This is a genomic window from Chitinophaga sp. SYP-B3965, assembly GCF_009647655.1.
Taxonomy (GTDB): Bacteria; Bacteroidota; Bacteroidia; order Chitinophagales; family Chitinophagaceae; genus Chitinophaga.
The window spans coordinates 1,727,505-1,744,431 of the sequence record NZ_WJFD01000001.1; the positions used below are offsets into that span (position 1 = coordinate 1,727,505).

Below are 16,927 nucleotides of genomic sequence, written 5' to 3' on the forward strand. Positions count from 1 at the left end.
ACTTTGATAAAAGTAATGTTAACACCCGCAAACAATGTTTGCGGGTGTTTTTTATGATTGAGGAGCCTGCCGCGCAGCAAAGGGCGGGTTCTTTTTCTTTTTTTAGGACAGCTTTATGATTGATGACACCTGCCGCGCAGCAAAGGGCGGATCCTTTTTCTTTTTGAGGAAAGTTTTATGATGGATGACACCTACCGTGCAGCAAAGGGCGGATCCTTTTTCTTTTTGAGGAAAGTTTTATGATGGATGACACCTACCGTGCAGCAAAGAGCGGATTCCTTTTCTTTTTTGAGGAAAGTTTTATGATGGATGACACCTGCCGCGCAGCAAAGGGCGGATTCTTTTTCTTTTTTTTAGGAAAGTTTTATGATTGATGACACCTGCCGCGCAGCAAAGGGCGGATCCTTTTTCTTTTTTTAGGAAAGTTTTATGATTGATGACACCTGCCGCGCAGCAAAGGGCGGATCCTTTTTCTTTTTTGAGGAAAGTTTTATGATTGAGGGCGCCTGCCGCGCAACAAAGGGCGGATTCCTTTTCTTTTTTTGGAAAAGTTTTTATTCTGAGTGTTTTTCTGTGTGCAATGTTTACGGGGCTGTTTTTTATTCTGCGCGTAAACTTTTTACCGGATTAGCAATAGCAGCTTTCACAGCCTTATACCCTACTGTTATCCATGCAATACCAATAGAAAGTATGATGGCAGAAACAAATACTCCCCACCCTATCGTAATGTGATTGTGAAAACCTTCCAGCCATCCCTGCATAAAATAATAACCCAATGGCGCAGAGATGAGGAAAGCAATACCTACCAAAGCCGTGAATTCTTTAGAGAAGAGATATACAATACTTTGCACAGAAGCGCCCAGCACTTTCCGCACGCCTACTTCTTTTGTTTTCTGTACCGCCATAAAGGAAACCAGGCCATACAGCCCCAGGCTGGAAATTAATACAGCCAGGAAGGCAAACACCTGGAACAACAGGCCGGTGATGGCTTCTGATCTATAATAATTACCGATCCTTTCATCCATGTAGGTAAGATCATACATGTAAGTGGGATATACTGATGCAAATACCTTTTGCACTTCCTGCAGCGTAGCCGGCATTTGTTCCGGGCGGATCTGCAAGGCAGCATATTCATAATTATTGTTGGCCAGCAAGATCAGAGGTTTGATATCTTCCCGTAATGTTCTGTTATTGAAATCCTGGATCACACCTACTACCGGCATTTTCTGTGAATCATCAAGCCCGATCGTTTTTCCCAGGATAGCTTCCGGCGATGACAATCCCAATTGCTTCACCATGGTTTCATTCACCAGCACTTCCTGCGTAGCAGCACTATCACTGTGGAATGGTTTTCTACCTGCTTTCAGTGTAAGCTGGAACGTTTCAAGATAGTTACTGTCGCCATACATCCGGGTGGCCAGGAAGGTCTGCTTTTCAGCTGAATTAGAAAAGTAGAAGTCGGACTGCCAGCCCCACTTGTTGGATGGCCCATCCAGGCAAAGGCTCACTTTCTCTACCCCTCGCACAGATGAGAGCCGGGCTTTCAGGAAATCATACCGGGTGGCTAATGTACTATCACTGGGCAGATTGATCAGCACGGTAGATTCTTTATCAAAGCCCATCGGCTTTTCACGGAAGTATTTCATTTGCTGCACCACTACCAGCGTTCCTATCACCAGCAGCTGTGCAATCACGAATTGCACAACCACCAATCCCCTGCGCAAAGAAATACCCCCAATGGTACGGGTGCTGATCTTGCTTTTTATAGCTGCAATGGGATTAAAACCGGAGAGTATGACTGCCGGATAAAACCCTGCGAGGAAGGTTACCAACACACCAAGACCCAGTAAGAATACTATGATGGAAGGATGCCCAAAGGTAAGTTCCCGGTCTATCAACTGACCCAGCGGCCGTAACGCTGCTATTGAGATCATAACGCCCAGTACCAGGGAAAAGAAAGTGATCACAGCGGTTTCATTCAGGAACTGGCGCAGCAACTGTATACGGTTACTGCCCAGCACTTTGCGCACACCGATCTCTTTGGCCCTGCTAATGGATTGCGCAGTGGCCAGGTTGATAAAATTGATGCAGGCCACCAATAGTAAAAATATACCGACCAGGCCGATAGTCCATAGTTCCCGGGTTGAAATATCATTGCCCATGGGTGCCCGGAAATCTTTATCCATGTGCATGGTCTTTAACGGTTGCAGGCCCAGTATACTATAGTTATGCGGATCGCGCTGATCTTCGTTGTAATACTTCTTTACAAAAGCAGGGAACTGTTTTATCATGGCTTCTGCCTTAACACCTTCTTTCGTCAATACATACAAGCTATGGTCATTTAAACTGCCCCAATCCTCAAAAATACCCGGTTCTCTTTTTCTTACCGTTTCCACAGAGGGGCAGATCCTGAGCCGTAGGTCTGTATTACCCGGCAGGTCCTTAAACACACCCACTACCCGGAGAGGGATCCGGAAAGAATATAACTGGATGATCTTACCAATAGCCGCTTCATGCCCTCCGAAAAATTTCCTTGCCACACTTTCTGTGATCACTACGGTATTAGGGTCTTTTAGTTCTTTGGCATTCCCTTCCAGCCAGGTGAAATCAAAGATCTCAAACAACCCGGGATCCACCCAGGCAAGTCCCCGATCCTCTTTGAACCGCTTCTCTTCTTTACCGGGAACATAAAACTGCCCCTGCCCTATGAACAGGCAGGAAGCCATTTGTTCAAATTGCGGAAAGTCATTACGGAAGGCTGCAGGTAAAGCGCTGGGAACAGCCGGTTCCCGGAATTTCACTTCTCCGTTGCTCCTGCTTTTAATAGTGCTGGTGACCCTGAAGATCCTGTCTTTTTTGCTTTGATGATCATCATAGCTCATTTCATGGCGGATCACGGAAAAGATCAGCAGGCTGGCTGCTACACCAATAGCCAGGCCAAGGATATTCAACAGGGAAAATGATTTTTTCCGCCAGAGGGAACGGAAAGCGATCTTCAGGTTGTTATACAGCATGAGGTAACGGATTATGTTCCTTTCGTTACAAAAAGCGGGTCAAAATGTAATTAATTAATTGCCAGATGATTAACATTCCGGGTGTGTCCGTTTATGATACAGGAAGTGTCCGGTTCTGAACATTCATTATATTCGTTGCAAAAGAACCTTATGCACATCCTTGTCATGATCCTCATTGGTTTAGTCGCTCTCATTCACTTGTACATCCTCTGGCTGGAAATGTTTGCCTGGACTACCAAAGGCCCCAAATCTTTTTCCTCTATCCCCAAACATCTCTTTGAACCTACCAAGGTACTGGCTGCCAATCAGGGCCTGTATAACGGTTTCCTGGCGGCAGGGTTGATCTGGAGCCTGCTCATCAAAGATCATCACTGGGCTTTTAATGTAGGGGTGTTTTTCCTGTGCTGTGTGATCGTTGCAGGGATCTATGGCGCTGCTACTGCCAGTAAGAAGATCTTCTTTATACAAGCTTTACCTGCGCTGATTGCTTTGATACTGATGCATTTTGCGCATATGGTATAACATGGAGGTAATAGTCCCCACCACACCCACTACACCGGTGATCATCACTAACTGCATGTAGAAATGCAGCCAGTTGGTCTGAATATGAAAAACTGATTTGGCGAGCATCACGGCTACGCTTCCCAGATACCCGAAAGAATCTGCGATATAGATCAGGAAACCTACGTTCCCTGCAAAGCGAAAGGCGGCAATGAAGCGATCGAATAAAATACTGTTGAAAGGGATGTACACCATGTACAGGCCAAGGCCTACAAAGAGCATCCAGTGATACATGGGCAGTTGCTGCTCTGCGTATAGCCAGGTTGTAATAAGCGAGATAATAAAACCGGCCAGCATGATGCACTGGGCCAGCATGAATGCAGTGAAACTGTTCCTTAGCCAGATCATCACGGCGATCAGTACCAGGATTATAAGCGAGATGGATGTTTCTGTTTTGGCGAATACGCCTGCCTGGAATACTTCGCCGGATTCCCGCCACATATCTGCCATGAAATTATCCCTTACTTCTCTTAAGATGGTGACGAGGATATAGATGATCACCAATACCACAATGCCGGGTAAGAACCCTTTCAGTAATGCTTTTCTATCTTCCTTCAACATGGGCTGCCGGTGCATTCTTTGCGCCACATCTTCTTCATCGGGAGCAGGGATCTTTTCTAATAAAAAAACAAATAAGAACAATGCAGGCATGAAGATGCAGCCTACTACAAATGGCATCCAGTATTCTGTTACCTGGAAGCTGTTCATCACCCATAACGCTGTGCTTTTAGCAAGCCCTGAGGCAAAGATGAAACTTACTGCCAGCGCTGCGCTGATGAGGTCTGTTGTTCTGCGGCCTTCCACATAAGAGAATACAATGCCCCACAACAGCCCTAATGGAAAACCATTCAGGAAGAGGCACCAGAAATTATAAGGAGCAGGTAACAGGGCGAATAGAAGCCACGCCAGCCAGGATACACCTACCAATCCAATGATCAGCCAATGGCGGCGCACGCGTTTCAATTCTGATATAAAACGGATGCCGTAAAATTTACTGGCCATATATCCTAACACTTGTGTTACTACCAGCACCGTTTTAAAATCCATGCCAAACAATGTATGCCCGCTGTAAGACGCCACGTTGAATGCCTTGCGGAAAGCAAAGATGGCGGTATAGGCGGCAAAGCTGGTGATGGCAGCCATTACAGCTACCCAGATCTGGCGTTTTGTAAATTGAACTGCTGGCATATGTTTTGGAAGATACTGCGTTAATTCCGTTTTAAGAACTGGATTGGTTTTTTGTTTTTGGGCTGGGTTTGTTATCAAGTGAGTTTAACGATCCTATAGCTATTGCGTAGCTTGCCTCCTCCACTCATTTTTAATATGTATATACCCGGAGGAATACGGCCAGTGTTGAAACTGGTTTTGTTTTTACCTTTTGGCAATTGTTGTACTGATGTTCTTACTATTCTCCCGCTATTATCATACAGCGTGAAACGTACTTTACTTTCTTTCTCCAGTTGAAGATTCACATACACCACTTCTCCCTGTAACGGATTCGGATATACATTTTCTTCTTCTCTTTCAGTATCGAACTGTTCCACTGCTTTCGCCATCAGCGTGCCGGTTGGCCGTACCTTAATGGATGATACGATGTCGTTGAAACCGTTGTCGATCAGGCAGGCATTGTCTCCTGTTATGGTCAATGATGATCCGGCGAAATTATTATTGCTGTAAAGGATTGCCTGGTAACCGGGCGCCACTTTCAATGATGATATTTCGTCATTATAAAATCCCAGGGATTCAAGCTGTCCTTGTGTATAGTCGCCGGTTGAGAGGATGCCTGTGGTCCATGAACCATAATTGCAGTCGCCATATAACCTTACTATGGCTTGTGGTGAGGAATGGGCATTTTTCCAGTAGAACAGGTCGGCACTGCCACCATACAGGTTATCAGTATAAGTGTAATTTCCTCCGGAAGTGGGTGTGAGCGTCACTATTTCCGCCTGGCCATTATCTTTTCGGATCTTGTATAAGGTATCCACCGGATTGGAACCGAAGTTGATGGTGAGTGTGATGGCCTGCTGTGCATACACACCTTTTCCCTGAACAGTGTCCTGCTGAATACCGGCAGAGCCTAATGCGCTACAGCAGCCGTTGGGTTTGGTGAGGCCATTCATCAGCATAAAATATCGCTGGCTAATATTGGGGATGGGGCCCATGGAAACCCCAGGGGTATAGTCCAGACCATGTACCGGTCTGAAATACCCTATGATCACATCACCTTTCAGGCCATTGTTAGTACCTGCTACAAGGTTAACAGCAGAGATGCCTGTGATGTAGGGTCCCGCATTGCTATCCCAGATGTTCATATTGTTAGGTTTGGCGTTAGTGCCGTTGGAGTTTTGCCCCTGGATCACCCGTACGTCTGTAGAAATAAGCCGTGAGAGATGAGGGGAAAGATTACGCAATTCTTTGAACAAGGCCACATATTGCCAGTACTGTGGCTGAAAGCCGCCATTGCCATCACGAAAGAAATAATAACTGGGATCAGCTTCGTAACGGAAGATGTTGAACCATTTCGCTCCCATCACCGCGCCGGCATATGCAAAACCGTAAATCTGCGACTCTGAGACGGTGTACCCAGGCAGGACCTCATTATCGGTTAGGCGGAACCCCGGCAGGTACAAACCATAGGCCAGAGGCGAAGTTCCGTTTCCGTCGTATCCTTCCAGGGCCACCTTGCGGTATGAATGCAGATCGTTGAAGATCCGCCTCAGGGAACCACCCGGAGAGCCGATAGTATTGCCAGGCGAGTAATAATACAAGTCATAGGTCAGCAGGTCTGGTTGTGCGGTTTGCATGTAGGTACGGAGATTGGCCTCAGTCCACTGGCCACCATATTGATTGTTATGTACAAGCACGTTGGGGTATTTGCTGTGGCTGAGTGCATACCAGTCTTTCAGCCAGCTGACGATATCGCTGCCATAATTTTCTTCGTCACCGAAGCAGACTGTGGTCAGTCTGTTGAGGGCACTCCGTTGCATCGAATTTAGATAGCCCTTGGATAGTTCCTCGCTGTTAGGGCTTCTTTGAAGAATATCTATTTCACCCGGGAACCGTGCTTTCAGACCTGCCATGTAAGGTGCCTTAGCCAACGACCAGTTAACGGTTGGCTGCTGCATGAACGTAAAGTTGAAGCCAGGCTCTTCGTAGAAGGTAGCAGAGGTCATGTTGGTATTGGACCATTCTGTGTTGATGGGGTATTGCCGGGCTGAGCCTTTGTAATAATGGGAAACACCGCTTTGCGTGTAAGTATTATAAAGAGTAGCATCTGTGAATAGTGTATCAGAAACAAAGAGGTAAAATCCACGCAGCCGGTGTCCTAATCCATCTTCTGTGCGGTTCCATACAATAATGGAACTGATGGTGTAAGACTGCCCAAGGTCTACCTGGAGCCAGGCTTCCTGTTCCAGCCCGGTATGTGTAATGGAACTGTTTGCCCAGATGCCGGAAGTATTGCCATCTACTGCACGGCTGGCTACACCGCTGCTTTCGGTGGACGATTGTGTGGCATTTTTTCCCAACGCTACGTTCACACCGTTGCTGAACACCTGGATCTCTGCGATGCTCAGGTATTCTGTAAATGGCAACTGTACACGAATGTAACGTCCGGTGCGGTTGACGCTCATGGTAGAAGCAACGTCCGGAATGCCGGGGCTTGCATCTACTCCCATCCAGGCCTGCAGTTCAATTCCTTTTTTGGCGAACTCCTGTGATGCACGTGACATCTGGGCTTTACCAAACAATGGTACCTGCATTAGCAATAACAACAAAAGTGCTTTTAGAAGTTGTTTCATAATAAATGCTTTTGGTTTATAATTATTACCATCCTGGATTTTGAACCATATTCCTGTTAGCATTTAGCTCATTCAACGGGATAGGCCATACATAATCCTTTTGGGGGTTAAAAGTTCGTTGCTCTACGATGATCGGTTTTTTAGCTACAGGGTCATATGCTCCATAAACAGGCCCGTTCAATATCTGCTCAGCAATTTTCCATCTTCTGATATCAAAAAGTCTTGGCCCCTCAAATGCAAGTTCTACCTGGCGTTCTCTCCTCAACAATTCCCTCATCTTATCTTTTGAATTATAGACTGCCACATCAACATTTGGCATACCTGCGCGATTCCTGATCTCATTAAGGTATTTAACAACATCGGGGTTTTGCCAGGCATCGGTTTCTATTAACGCCTCTACATAATTCAAAAGAATTTCAGCATAACGGATGATCATAAAATTCTGACTTCCGCTATAGATCTGACTGGCATCTTTAGGATCAAGATATTTCTTCGTCCAGAAGCCTGTAAATGTTGATTGAGGCTGGCCGATCTTATCCGGACTGCCATCTGTGAACGGGTCTAGTGTTCTGTTTACAAAAACATCGCCTGGTACAAGAATAGAAGCATTCATCCGTGGGTCTCTGTTACTTTTAAATTTGGGGCTGGCCGTATAAACTGCCACACTATCCGTTCCTAATTCAAAAATGGTTTTCCCCTGCAAAGTTTCATAAGCATTTACAATGGCGGCCGTTGGCGTTGTAGCCGATTGGCAACCCAGGCTTTTGGGGGCATTTCTGAAAAAAACTTCGCTCTGGGCATTGCGGCGGAAAAATATCCTTTCTTTATTATTACTGCCCACCGCCTCATAAGAGAATAACCCTGCGTAGTTGTTTACAGATGCATTGGTGCTACGGTATAGTTGGTACACGCCTAAGTCTATCAGTTTACGGGATGCTTCAATTGTTTTAGCGTAGTCTCCGGTATTGATATACAAAATGGATTGCATTGCGTAGCAACTTCCTTTAGTCATACGCCAGCTGTCATCATCGGAGTATGACGGCGGCAGATCTACTGCCGCCTTTTCGAGTTCTGTAGTTATGAAACTGATCACCTCGTCTTTTGTAGCCCTTACAGCAGCGGCTTCATCGGGCAATAATGAATGATCTACAATTGGAATATTCCCATAAAACAGGAATAATTCAAGGTGATACCAGGCCCTTAAAGCCCTTGCTTCTGCGGCATACCTTTTCTTCAGATCAGGATTTTCCACATAGGCGCCTTCATAATGTTCCAGGAAACGGGAAGCATTTCGGATAAATTTATAATCTTGTGTATATACCCCTGTTGCGGACCAGGCGGTGTTGGTGGCTAACCCTAATGGATAGTTCTGCCAATCTCCGAAATTCGCTCTGTGAACAGATTCATCAGCAGCTCCTGAGAGATGCATCCTGGAGTTTTCTATATAATCATAATTACCTAATGTGCCGCAGGGTAATCCGCCATAAGCCACGTTAAGCGCTGCTTTCAGATCTGATTCCAGTTTCCACCATTTATCATCTGTTGTAGCTGTTGGATTATCCCTGGTTAAAAAATCTTTATTACAACTAAGCAAAGCCATAACATTGATCAGCAGAAGAATATGAATAATTTTTCTCATTTCAGACAATTTTGTGTGATCAGAAGTTTGCATTGAGGCCAAATGTGTAGACACGCATAATAGGATAAGTTGTCTGATCACCTTTGCTTTCAGGGTCAATCACCTGAAGTTTGGTGAACGTCAGCGGGTTTTGCGCATTCACGTAGATCCGTAATCCTGCCAGTTTTATTTTATTGATCAATGAGGCACTAAAATTATACCCAAGCTGTACATACTTCACCCTTACAAATGCACCGTTCTCTGCCCAGAAATCTGAGAAATTGCCATTTACCCCCGGAGAAGGCCTCAACCGTGGGAAGCGGGCGGTTGTATTTTGAGGTGTCCAGTAATCCTGATGCCATTTCATGGGAGTTCCCCCTTCACCGCCCACATTTAAGGGCAATGCGATCCTTCCGTTATAAAAGGTGTTCACTTTCCCAATTCCTGTAAATAGTGTTTCGAAATCAAAATTTTTGAACTTCAAAGACAGGTTGGCGAAAAAGTTAGATAATGGATCAGTAGGCCCCAGGATCACTTTATCATAATCATTGATCTTACCATCTGGTTTCCCTGTTGCTCCGCCAACATCCTTATACCTTATATCTCCGGGTTTTTGTCCATCTATGACAGGTACCTGGGCCTGGCCGTTATTAAAATCTTTCTCCTGCAATAAGCCCTCGCTTTGGAATCCGTAATACTCATCGAATGAATATCCTTCCTGTTTAATAGTAGTACCTGATTTCAAAGGGTTCTGGGCGAGCGTCAGCAAACGGGTTTTATTATACGAGTATCCCAGGTTCACACTGAGCTGCAGGTCTTTTTTGATCGTTTCATTATAACCGATCTTTAACTCCCAGCCCTTGTTCTGCATACTGCCAAAATTGATGGGTGCTACGGGCATTCCGGATGTAAGTGTGGGTGCGGGATTAACGATCAGATCGGTCGTTTTTTTATCATACACATCAAATGTAAAGTCAACTTTGTTTTTCCATAATGTTACATTCAATCCAAGATCAAGGATCTTTATTTTCTCCCAGGTTATATCCGGGTTTCCAACGGAAGTTTCAGTTCCATTTCCAGAATTGATGGTTGACTGGTATTTATAGGGGTCTATATTGTTATTCCCCAGTAAGCCATAGGAAGCCCTTATCTTAAACTGATCAATCAAAGTAAGCCGCTCCATGAATTTTTCGTTGTGTATATTCCATCCTACGGCAACAGATGGAAAATTCCCTGATTTCTTTCCCTGCGCAAACAGAGAAGATGCATCCTGGCGATCACTCACTTCTAACAAATACCTTTCATCATAGCTATAGTATACTTTTCCAAAAGCGGATACGAGCGCCTTCTCGCTCCATGCATCCGCATTGTTCAATTCTTTTGAATATCCGGCAATGGCATTGATGGAATGTTTACCGAAGTCTTTACGGTAATCCAGGTTTGATCCTATATAATAATAGGATGCCCTGGTTAATGGGCCTGCATCTTTTACATCTGTAAAATCGCGGCCGGTTTTCTGGTTGGTGAAATAGTCGAAGAAAATATAGGAGTCCCTGTTATTTTTATAGACGCCTGAAGATACCCTGTAACTGAACTGTCCTTTTAATTCCAACCCCGGGATGATCTCCCATTTGGGCCGTAAATTAACCAATACGTTATCTTTTATATTATCCTTCGTCCCTCCTCTTTCAAGATTGGCTACGGGATTCCAGCTTTCGCCATAGGTGCCATAATAAGTATAACCAGGCCGGTCGTCTTTTGCCGGATATTTTGCTGCAATATTGGGAGGAGCCGTATATGCCCATCCGATCACCCTTGCTGTTCCATTACTTCCGGCATAAGGCTCTGTTTGCTGTTCCCTTGAGGCAAACAGGTCCATGAACACTACTATGTTCTTTCTAAGATCAATACTTGTATTTGCCCTTACCGTTCCGCGGCTGAAACCGGAACTGGTGATCATGCCCTTTTGGGAAAGATAATTGGCGCTCAGTGCAAAACGCGCAGTGCCTGTGCCGCCGGACACACTCAGGGAGTGCTCCTGAATACCGGCGGTTTTATTAAATACCAGGTCATTCCATTTTGTATCAGGATAATGCACAGGATCAGTTCCGGCGGCGGTTTTACTGATAGCATCCGCACTAAACAGCTGACCCTGGCCGCCGCTATTCAGGTCCGCCAGGTTCATCATTTTCATATAGGTAGCGGCATCCACAAAATCGGGTATATAAGTAGGTGCCTGCACTCCGCCATATGCATTATACTGTACTTTCACTTTGCCTGCCTTCCCTCTTTTTGTAGTAATAACAATTACACCATTGCCTGCCCTTGCTCCATAGATGGATGCTGCCGCGGCATCTTTCAGTATGGTTACGCTTTCAACAGTTGCAGGATCCACCCGGTTGATGTCAAAAGGAATACCATCTACCAGCACCAATGGATCAGAACCAAGGTTTGATCCAATACCTCTTATTTTGATACTTGCCGCATCACCTCCCGGCAAACCTGAATTCTGGTTAACAAAGATCCCCGTAGCTCCTCCCTGTAATGCCTGAGACAATTGGGTAATTGGTTTATTGACGATATTCTCCATATTTATTGTCGAAACGGAGCTGGCAAGATTCTTTACTTTCTGTGCATTATATCCGATCACTACCACCTGATTAAGCGATGTTTCTTTCTCTTCGAGGGAAATAATAACATTATTTGAATTGACAGCAGCCACTTTCAATTCTTTGGAACTATAACCGGAGAAGGAAAAAACCAGTACGTCATTTTCATTCGCCTCAATTTCGAAATAACCCACACTATCTGTAATTACTCCTCTGCCGGCAACACCTTTTATCATTACTGTAACGCCTGGCAGGGGATCTGGCGGCTCTTTTGTTGTTACGACCGTTCCTCTCACTTTTCGGGTTGCCTGTTTTACTGCAACTGAGGGTGTTTCATTTTCCCGGACGATTACTGTGTTGCCGGAGATCTTCCAGGTGAGGGGGGTATTTTTCAAACATAAGGCCATAAAGGATTCCAGTGATACGTCATTTACTGTTATGGAAACTTTGGCCGCCTGTTTAATCGCGTATACATTATAGAGGAATCTGATCCCTGTTTTTTTCTGCACCTCTTTGAATACGTCTTCCAGTAAGGCATCCTTTACGGAGATGCTGATCTTTTGCTGGCTGTAGGCGTAAGCGGCCGTCTGCATAAGAAAGAGAAGGAACAATACGGCAGCGCATTTAACGATGCCTGGTTGCCGCCGGTCTGAGCGTTTTTTCATGCTTTCATACATTTAAATTTTGCGGAAAGAAGAGGGCATACCATGCCCGGCCGCAGATGTCAGATCACTGCGTGTCAGGGACGTGGTTGTTGTTATTTTATTTGGTTGAAATGTTTGTTAACCTGTTATGCAATTGCGATAAATACTATCCATCCCGTTTTTTCAACCGCCGCAGATGCCGGATCTTACGGCGGTCTATATACTTGATGTTATTTATAATAGATGGATGAAATTCTTGTTAGAAAGTTGTTCACTGTGACGCATATACGGTTCCCTTCTCAATCCTGAAGCGGATGGTTCCTGTCTCTTCCAGCAGCTGCAGGAGATCGGAAAGTGTATCTGTTCTCGAAATAGTTCCCGTGTACATTTGTTTTTCCAGCCTTCCGGTGTATACGACCTTTACATTGTACCATCGCTGCACCTGCCGCATGATGGGCTCAATGCCTTCGTTCCTGAACTGGTAAATACCTGTTTTCCATGAAACGGCATCTTCTACATCCACGTCCTGCACATCGAAGTTATCACTGCCGGATGTAAGACTACCCTGTTTGCCTGGTTTCAGGACCACGGCACTTTTGGGTGTGCTTAATTTAACAGCTCCTTCCACCAGCACCGTTTTTATCTGGTTTTCGTCCGGGTAGGCCATCACGTTAAATTGTGTGCCCAGTACGGCAATCTGCATGCCGTTCACCTTCACGATGAAAGGTTTACCAGGAGAGGGCGCCACCTCAAAATAAGCCTCCCCTTTCAATTCCACTTCACGTGTTGATGAATGGAATGCGGTGGAAAATCTGAGTTCTGTTGCGGAATTGAGCCAGACTTTTGAACCATCGGCCAATGTGATCTTATATTGCCCGGTGTTGGGGGTAGTCAATATTTGCCAGGACATATGCCGGGCGCCTAAGTAGGACAGGCTATTGTTCCGTTTCTCTACCTGTTCACCAATCCGCCCATCCTGTAATGAATCCAGCGCCAGGACAGTGCCGTCTGCGAGATGCAGTGTGGCTTTATCCCCACCTATATATTTATGTCCCACCCCTGTTTGGCGAAATGTAGTTTGCGTTGGCCTTTGACGGAGCAGCAGTCCAATGCCAAGGAGCATTCCCACAACGGCCGCAGCTGTCCACCAAAGCCGGCCATTTCTTCCGATGGTCCGTACTTTAGTATCGATGCCTTTTTGAATGCGGCCATACATTTCCTGCGATAGTTCTTCCTCTATTACAGCGCCCTGAGCCAAATGCTCTTCAAACCTGCGTTCGAGCATTGCCTTCAGTTCAGGACTGCTATTGTCTGCCAGAAAAGACCGGAGCCATTCGTAATCTTCGTCAGACCAGTTTGAACTTTCCAATAATGCTTTGAGCTTTTGCTGTTCGTTTGTCAATGAAGGAAAGAATTAAGTATCTAATAATAAATACGCGGGAATTGATGAAATGAGGGGGTGAGAGAAAAAAATTATCCCGGGCCTGTTTTTTGGGGAAGGTGCATACGGAGAAAAGCCACTGCTTTTTTGAGGTATTCGTTAACGGTATGTTTAGAGATGCCTAGTTCTGCTGAAGCTTCGCTGTAGGTTTTTTCTTCCAGCTTGCAAAGCTCCAGGACCCTTTTCTGTTGAGGGGAAAGCTGGTTGATGAGGGCATAGAGTTCCTGGGAGGCGGTTTCGTTAATGTCATTAACACCCTGTAATGCAAAATAATCTCCCAGGTCACGCATGGCGGCTGTATGGCGGGCCCTGCCCCGAAGGAAATCAAGGCTGCGGTTATAACTGATGACAAACAAAAAACCTTTGGGGGATACTTCGGCGTTGAGCGCACTGCGTTTATTCCAAAGTGTGATAAAAACGTCCTGAACAATGTCCATTGCGTCCTCTTTATCACGTATCAATTTTATTACGTTCAGGTAAATTGCGGCATGGTACTGCTTGTATAGCACATCAAAAGCCGATCTGTCGCCCGATTTCAACCTGACTATGAGTTCTCTTTCAGGGATCTCATTCATATGTGGCATGTTAGGTGTTAGCTTTATCTTGCAATCTCTGTTGGGCTAAAATAGAAAAATGTAACAAAATACGCTTCTGCAGGGATACTTATAGTAGGATATTAGCAAAGCTTGGGCCAAATTAAGCATTATGCTTGATGGTTGCTATTAAGTGTTAATTCTGGCTATGAGGATTGTGAATCCAACACCAGTTAATAATTTATTCCTACAATAAGGCGACAACTTCCCCTTAATAAAAAAAAACGGCTGCCCGCGTATGCGGGCAGCCGTAAATATTTAGGGCATTTCAAATACTATTTAGTTCCCCAGCTTGAGGAGTTTCAATATCTGCCGCTTAGTACCCTGTGTGATCTCTACATAGTAGATTCCACCATGGTAATTACCACCTATCGTAATCAAACTATTCGGTGCAATATTATTCCTGGTCTCTACCAGCTGACCATTATTGTTGTACACCCTGATGCTCAATGGCAGCGGATCTTTGCTCGCCATCAGGAGTATGAACTGATGAATGGTTGGGTTAGGCATAGCTACTACTGCAAGGCCATCTCCATGCGTCCATGGTTTGTTGGATGGTACCAGTACATCTGTTGATTGAACGCTTACATTACCTGAAGCATCTGTTGATGTAACCTTGATAGTGTAGATCCGTCCGTTACCGAGTATGTTACGTTCTGCACGCAGCCTGATATGATGATCATCTATCACTTCCCAATCAGGTGCGCCATTCACGGCTTCATTGCTGGTAATGGTGATCACATTTGTAACAGCGCCGCATTCAGCTATGGTGTAATTCAGCGTCACTGCCTTCATCTGGTTGTTAGCATTGGTGATGATGAAAGGATCAGCCGCTAACCCGGTGATCTGCGGAGGAATAGTATCTCTCACGATCACCGCAAAAGAACAGGTATCCGCTTTACCACCTGCATTGGTAGCAATCAGGCGGATGATATCGTTATGTGACACAGCACTTCCCGGCGCAGGCAACTGCGTAAGCGTTATACCTCTCGGATCATTCACCAAAGCCAGTGAACGGTAATCCGGTAATGGCGCTGTGCAGGAAGCCGAAGCAGTCAGCTCCTGGTCTCCGGGGCAAAGGATATCCGGTGCCTGGTTAGCGGAGAGATTGGATAAACCGCTTTCATTGTGAAACCTGTCCACCGCCGTTACGGCGTAGTAGTAAGTAGTATTGGGCACAATGGTTTTATCTGTGAAAGTTGTCTGATCTCTTGTAGTGATGAAGTAGATGTTATTCGTATCCATCACAGGATCTTCAGAACGGTAGATCACAAACTGGCGGGCTTTATCCATTTCATCTGTGGTACTGGCAGTATTGGTCCAGGTTAATGCAATGGAATCCAGGCCGTAAGGTGTAGCATTTAAAGCGATGGGCGCTGCGGGCGGCGCATTGTCCCGCCAGAGCATCACCGGCAGTAAGGCTGGCTTTTTGTAGAAATCCAGCCGGAGGGAGTCTCTGAAACCTAAGCGGGTAGCAGAGCGCAGGCTGGAAGTATTATAGATGGCCTGGCCATAGATATTGGCGTACAGGCTGTCGCGGTTCATCCTTACTTCATTGGGGATCTGTTTGGGGTCCATCCATGGTGCGGCCTGTGCGGCATCATTTACTTTATATCCGGCCATACCGATGTAGATATGACGGCCGTAAGCATTGTTATTCCACCAGGGTATGATAGCGGCATAGTTAGCACCCGGCTGCCCGATGTACCAGTATACCTGTGGCATGATATAATCCACCCATCCTTCCTGCAACCATTTACGTGTATCTGCATACAAGGTGGTATAATGTTCCAGTCCGGAGGTTGGTGTACCAATAGCAGGATTGGTGCTGTTCCTGTAAATACCGGAAGGAGACACACCAAATTTCACCCATGGTTTGATCACACGGATGCTGTCGTAGATCCTTTTGATGAGGATGCTCACGTTATCCCGGCGCCAGTCTGCTTTTACTGCGAACCCGCGCGGGTCTGCAGCAAAGGAAGCGGAGTCATTATAAGGTGTGGTGCCGGCGGGTGCGGCAGGTGGATAGAAGTAATCATCGAAGTGAATGCCATCTACATCGTAACGGGTAACGATATCATCTACTACCGAAGTGATATAATCCCTTACCTGTGGCAGTCCCGGATCCAGTACCCTTAAAGTGCCCTGGCTCAGCAGCCATTCAGGATGTTGCTTCGCTACGTGGGTAGCGGCAAAAACAGGCAGGTTATTGGAATTCCCTACTGCGCGGTAAGGATTGAGCCAGGCATGAAATTCCATACCGCGTTTATGACACTCTTCAATAGCAAACTCCATGGGGTCCCAGGGTGTGCCCGGTGCAACACCCTGCGTACCGGTAAGGTCTGCAGACCAGGGTTCTATGGGGCTGTTATACATGGCATCGCACTGGCTGCGCATCTGTACGTATAACACATTGAGCCCGGTGGCTTTGTGATGATCAGCAATGGTGATGAAGGCGGCCCTTTGCTGTGCAGGTGTTTGCGTGCGGTTGGGCCAGTCTATTCCCGTGTAGGTAGCTACCCATGCACCACGCAATTCCCGTTTGGGGGCTTGCTGGGCAAAAGCCAGGAAGGGTATTAAACAACACAGGAGGATAACGTGTAGAATTCTAGGCATGTGAGGGGAGATTTTGGTTTACATTATATAA

The 16,927-nt window shown here is 45.9% G+C and carries 9 protein-coding genes; 1 reads left to right on the plus strand and 8 read right to left on the minus strand.

Annotation, left to right across the window (positions count from 1 at the left end):
• Nucleotides 1-599 precede the first annotated feature (599 nt).
• Nucleotides 600-3,014, minus strand: coding sequence for an ABC transporter permease (locus tag GFS24_RS06730; protein WP_153658809.1), 2,415 nt, complete (start codon nucleotides 3,012-3,014; stop codon nucleotides 600-602).
• Nucleotides 3,015-3,164: 150 nt separating this feature from the next.
• Here GFS24_RS06730 and GFS24_RS06735 point away from each other — a divergent pair, with 150 nt between their 5' ends.
• Nucleotides 3,165-3,536 carry a DUF1304 domain-containing protein gene (locus GFS24_RS06735; RefSeq protein WP_153658810.1) on the plus strand — a complete coding sequence of 124 codons (372 nt, stop codon included), beginning with the start codon at nucleotides 3,165-3,167 and terminating at the stop codon, nucleotides 3,534-3,536.
• Here the strand turns inward: GFS24_RS06735 and GFS24_RS06740 are convergent.
• The 7 genes from GFS24_RS06740 to GFS24_RS06770 form a co-directional block, all read right to left on the minus strand.
• Nucleotides 3,486-4,763, minus strand: coding sequence for a DUF5690 family protein (locus GFS24_RS06740; RefSeq protein WP_153658811.1), 1,278 nt, complete (start codon nucleotides 4,761-4,763; stop codon nucleotides 3,486-3,488). The genes GFS24_RS06735 and GFS24_RS06740 overlap by 51 nt on opposite strands.
• A gap of 74 nt (nucleotides 4,764-4,837) precedes the next feature.
• Complete coding sequence (locus tag GFS24_RS06745) at nucleotides 4,838-7,375, minus strand: discoidin domain-containing protein (protein ID WP_173002992.1); 2,538 nt, start codon at nucleotides 7,373-7,375, stop codon at nucleotides 4,838-4,840.
• 25 nt (nucleotides 7,376-7,400) lie between these two features.
• Nucleotides 7,401-9,014, minus strand: coding sequence for a RagB/SusD family nutrient uptake outer membrane protein (locus GFS24_RS06750; RefSeq protein ID WP_173002993.1), 1,614 nt, complete (start codon nucleotides 9,012-9,014; stop codon nucleotides 7,401-7,403).
• Between the two features lie 19 nt (nucleotides 9,015-9,033).
• The gene (locus tag GFS24_RS06755; protein ID WP_173002994.1) at nucleotides 9,034-12,267 is read right to left on the minus strand and encodes a TonB-dependent receptor; all 3,234 of its coding nucleotides are present in this window, start codon (nucleotides 12,265-12,267) and stop codon (nucleotides 9,034-9,036) included.
• Nucleotides 12,268-12,517: 250 nt separating this feature from the next.
• Complete coding sequence (locus GFS24_RS06760) at nucleotides 12,518-13,648, minus strand: FecR family protein (RefSeq protein ID WP_153658815.1); 1,131 nt, start codon at nucleotides 13,646-13,648, stop codon at nucleotides 12,518-12,520.
• Nucleotides 13,649-13,719: 71 nt separating this feature from the next.
• Nucleotides 13,720-14,271 carry an RNA polymerase sigma factor gene (locus tag GFS24_RS06765; protein ID WP_153658816.1) on the minus strand — a complete coding sequence of 184 codons (552 nt, stop codon included), beginning with the start codon at nucleotides 14,269-14,271 and terminating at the stop codon, nucleotides 13,720-13,722.
• Between the two features lie 288 nt (nucleotides 14,272-14,559).
• Nucleotides 14,560-16,896: a family 10 glycosylhydrolase gene (locus tag GFS24_RS06770; protein WP_153658817.1), complete on the minus strand. Its 2,337-nt coding sequence runs from the start codon at nucleotides 16,894-16,896 to the stop codon at nucleotides 14,560-14,562.
• Nucleotides 16,897-16,927 lie beyond the last annotated feature (31 nt).

Bases quoted from the DNA above. Each gene is read 5' to 3' on its own strand.
- GFS24_RS06730 (WP_153658809.1), bottom strand. From the start codon at position 3,014: ATGCTGTATAACAACCTGAAGATCGCTTTCCGTTCCCTCTGGCGGAAA.
- GFS24_RS06770 (WP_153658817.1), bottom strand. From the start codon at position 16,896: ATGCCTAGAATTCTACACGTTATCCTCCTGTGTTGTTTAATACCCTTC.
- GFS24_RS06735 (WP_153658810.1), top strand. From the start codon at position 3,165: ATGCACATCCTTGTCATGATCCTCATTGGTTTAGTCGCTCTCATTCAC.
- GFS24_RS06745 (WP_173002992.1), bottom strand. From the start codon at position 7,375: ATGAAACAACTTCTAAAAGCACTTTTGTTGTTATTGCTAATGCAGGTA.
- GFS24_RS06750 (WP_173002993.1), bottom strand. From the start codon at position 9,014: ATGAGAAAAATTATTCATATTCTTCTGCTGATCAATGTTATGGCTTTG.
- GFS24_RS06765 (WP_153658816.1), bottom strand. From the start codon at position 14,271: ATGCCACATATGAATGAGATCCCTGAAAGAGAACTCATAGTCAGGTTG.
- GFS24_RS06740 (WP_153658811.1), bottom strand. From the start codon at position 4,763: ATGCCAGCAGTTCAATTTACAAAACGCCAGATCTGGGTAGCTGTAATG.
- GFS24_RS06755 (WP_173002994.1), bottom strand. From the start codon at position 12,267: ATGAAAAAACGCTCAGACCGGCGGCAACCAGGCATCGTTAAATGCGCT.